The organism is Streptomyces thermovulgaris, from assembly GCF_002155915.1.
GTDB lineage: Bacteria > Actinomycetota > Actinomycetes > Streptomycetales > Streptomycetaceae > Streptomyces > Streptomyces thermovulgaris.
The window spans coordinates 1-3,459 of the sequence record NZ_MUME01000490.1 but is presented as its reverse complement, the minus strand read 5'-3'; the positions used below and the strand labels follow the sequence as shown (position 1 = coordinate 3,459).

Below are 3,459 nucleotides of genomic sequence, written 5' to 3'. Positions count from 1 at the left end.
CCTGGCCGTGGACCGCGGCCGAGGGGGCGCCTGCGGCGGCCGGGGGCGGGAGCGTCGTTCGAGGTCATGACCGTCGCAGGCTATCGCTTGCCGGCCCGCGTGGCCGATCCGCGCCGGTCCGCGGCCCCGTCGGGGCCCGTCCGCGGGAGCCGACGGCCGCTAACGGCTGCGCAGCCGGCGCACCAGGATGCTCGCGTCGCCACGGGCCTCGAGGTCGGCCAGGACCACGGAGACCGCCTCGCGGACGATGCGGCCGCGGTCCACGGCCAGGCCGTGTTCGCCGCGCAGCACCAGGCGGGCGTGCTCCAGGTCCATGAGTTCCTCGGCGGACACGTACACGGTGATCTTCTCGTCGTGCCGCTCCCGTCCGCTGGGCCGGCGCGGGGTGCCGCGGGCCCGCCTGCGCGGCGGCACGACGGCAGAACCTTCCTGCGCCACCGCACGCCGCACGGGCCGGGCCGGTGCGGTGGACCGGCTGCGGGACTCGCCCGCGTCCAGCGGTTCCGCCTCCGCCGCCACGTGCTCCGCGCCCTCGCCGTCGCCGCCCTGCACGGGCACCGACTGCGGCGCGTCCTCCGCCGGGGCGGGCGTCGTGTCGCTCTCCCCCGCGGGAGCGGGCACCCGGGCCTCGCCGCTGCCCGTCTGACGCCGGGGAGTGGACGGCTGGAGCGCCATTCCCCCCGTCGTGCGGAACAGTTCGTCGGCCCCCGGCAGACTCACTCGGCGTGACACCGGGCGAGCACCTCCCTGGCAAGCTGGCGATAGGCGGCGGCGCCGACGGAGTTGGAGGCGTACGTGGTGATCGGCTCACCGGCGACCGTGGTCTCCGGGAAGCGGACCGTGCGCCCGATGACCGTGTGGTACACGTGGTCGTCGAATGCCTCCACGACACGCGCGAGCACCTCACGGCTGTGCACGGTGCGCGAGTCGTACATCGTGGCGAGGATCCCGTCGAGCTGCAGCTCCGGGTTGAGCCGCTCCTGGACCTTCTCGATGGTCTCGGTCAGCAGCGCGACACCGCGCAGCGCGAAGAACTCGCACTCCAGCGGCACGATCACCTTGTGCGCGGCCGTGAGCGCGTTGACGGTGAGCAGACCGAGCGAGGGCTGGCAGTCGATGATGATGTAGTCGTAGTCGTCCACCAGCGGCTTCAGCGCCCGCTGCAGCGTCGACTCGCGTGCGACCTCGGAGACCAGCTGGACCTCGGCGGCCGACAGGTCGATGTTGCTGGGCAGCAGGTCCATGTTGGGGACCGCCGTCTTCAGCAGGACCTCGTCCGCGGACATGCCCCGCTCCATGAGCAGGTTGTAGACGGTGAGGTCGAGCTCCATGGGGTTGACGCCGAGCCCCACCGACAGCGCGCCCTGCGGGTCGAAGTCGACGAGCAGCACCCGGCGCCCGTACTCCGCGAGCGCGGCGCCCAGGTTGATGGTCGACGTGGTCTTGCCGACGCCGCCCTTCTGGTTGCACATCGCGATGATCGTCGCGGGGCCGTGGTCGGTCAGCGGACCGGGGATCGGGAAGTACGGCAGCGGACGTCCGGTCGGGCCGATGCGCTCACGGCGCTGGCGCGCGGCGTCGGGCGCGAGCGTGGCCGCGTACTCGGGGTCGGGCTCGTACTCGGCGTCGGGGTCGTAGAAGTGCCCGTCGGGCAGGTCGTCGTAGTCGGCGAAGTGGTCGTGGGGCGCGCCACTTCCGTCGCCGGCCATGGCGTTCACGTGATGGCCATCCATGCTCTGGTGTGCTGACTGAGCCGCACCGGACATCCGGTGGCTCTGGTGGGCTGTGAAGGTGCGCACAGCGACGGAGCCGACAGCTTCGAGCCCCGTGGGACCCTGGCCCCTCGCAGGCGTTCCTGGTTGACCACCCTCGGGAGAAAATGTCGACTCATTCACAAGTCGTCCTACCTCCTTGGTGACCAGGAAACTTCTAGACAGGTCAGCGTGGCACCATGCCGACGGTTGGCGACTCTATGGCGTGTCGGGCGTCCGCAGCAACACAATCCGCCGGACCCGGCCCGATGTGTCGGCAATGAAACATCCCGCTGTCAAGGGCGTACGGCCGTCGCACGACAGGTTTCACCGGTGCGTGAATCGGTCGAATGGTTGCGTTCGAGGCGAGTTGACCGGGTGCGACGGGGGTGCCCCCGCATGCATCCGGCCGGACCTCGATGCTCAAGGTCCGGCCGAAGATGCATGGTTGAGGAGGCGCGTTGATGTATCGCCTTGTGTGCTCTGGTGACTTGGCGACCGCTCGGGCCGGCGCTCAGCCCAGCAGGGACTCCACGGCGACGTGCTCGAGGCCGTGCGCCTCTGCGACCTTGCGGTAAGTCACCTTTCCTGCGTGGGTGTTGAGGCCCTTGGCCAGCGCGGGGTCACGGCGCATCGCCTCCACCCAGCCGCGGTTGGCGACTTCGACGATGTACGGCAGCGTGGCGTTGGTCAGCGCGTAGGTGGAGGTGTTGGGCACCGCGCCGGGCATGTTGGCGACGCAGTAGAACACCGACTCGTGGACCTTGAAGGTCGGATCGGCGTGCGTGGTCGGGCGGGAGTCCTCGAAGCAGCCGCCCTGGTCGATCGCGATGTCGACAAGAACACTTCCGGCCTTCATCCGGGACACCAGCTCGTTGCTGACCAGCTTCGGGGCCCTGGCGCCCGGGACGAGCACGGCGCCGACGACGAGGTCGGCCTCGAGGCAGGCCTTCTCCAGCTCGAAGGAGTTGGAGACGACGGTCTTGACCTTCGTGCCGAAGATCTTGTCGGCCTCCTTGAGCTTGCTGATGTCCTTGTCGAGCAGGGTCACGTGGAAGCCCAGGCCGATGGCGATCTGCGTGGCGTTCCAGCCGGAGACGCCGCCGCCTATGACGACCGCCTCACCGGCCGGCACACCCGGGACGCCGCCGGGCAGCACACCGCGGCCGCCGGAGGCGCGCATCAGGTGGTAGGCGCCGACCTGCGGGGCCAGCCGGCCGGCCACCTCGGACATGGGGGCGAGCAGCGGCAGCGTGCGGTTGGGCAGCTCGACGGTCTCGTAGGCGATCGCCGTGGTGCCGGCCTCCAGCAGGGCGTCGGTGCACTCCTTGGAGGCGGCCAGGTGCAGATAGGTGAAGAGGACCTGGTCCTTGCGGAGGCGGTGGTACTCCTCGGCGATGGGCTCCTTGACCTTCAGCACCATGTCGGCCTCGGCCCAGACCTCGTCCGCGGTGTCGAGGATCCGGGCGCCGGCGGCCACGTACTCCTCGTCGGGTATCGAGGAGCCGACGCCTGCGTTCCGCTCGACGACGACCTGATGGCCGTTGCGTACCAGCTCGTTCACGCCGGCGGGGGTGATGGCCACCCGGAACTCGTTGTTCTTGACCTCGCGGGGGATGCCGACCTTCACGTCGATCACGGTCCTTGGCTCAGGGATTCATGGCAATGCACTACGTACCCCGGCATAGGGGTACGTAGTGCATTGCCA

Annotated in this window: 3 protein-coding genes; all 3 read right to left on the bottom strand. The window is 70.0% G+C overall.

Features of this window, described 5'->3' with window-relative positions:
* Positions 1-159: 159 nt before the first annotated feature.
* Complete coding sequence (locus tag CCN35_RS26700; RefSeq protein ID WP_245863531.1) at positions 160-675, bottom strand: hypothetical protein; 516 nt, start codon at positions 673-675, stop codon at positions 160-162.
* 41 nt (positions 676-716) lie between these two features.
* On the bottom strand, positions 717-1,895 hold the full coding sequence (locus tag CCN35_RS26695; protein ID WP_079129928.1) for a ParA family protein: 1,179 nt from the start codon (positions 1,893-1,895) through the stop codon (positions 717-719).
* Positions 1,896-2,265: 370 nt separating this feature from the next.
* Complete coding sequence (ald, locus tag CCN35_RS26690; protein ID WP_067397925.1) at positions 2,266-3,390, bottom strand: alanine dehydrogenase; 1,125 nt, start codon at positions 3,388-3,390, stop codon at positions 2,266-2,268.
* Positions 3,391-3,459: the final 69 nt, after the last annotated feature.

What these genes read in the sequence shown, in the direction of transcription:
- CCN35_RS26700 (WP_245863531.1), bottom strand. Translation starts at nt 675, where the DNA reads ATGGCGCTCCAGCCGTCCACTCCCCGGCGTCAGACGGGCAGCGGCGAG.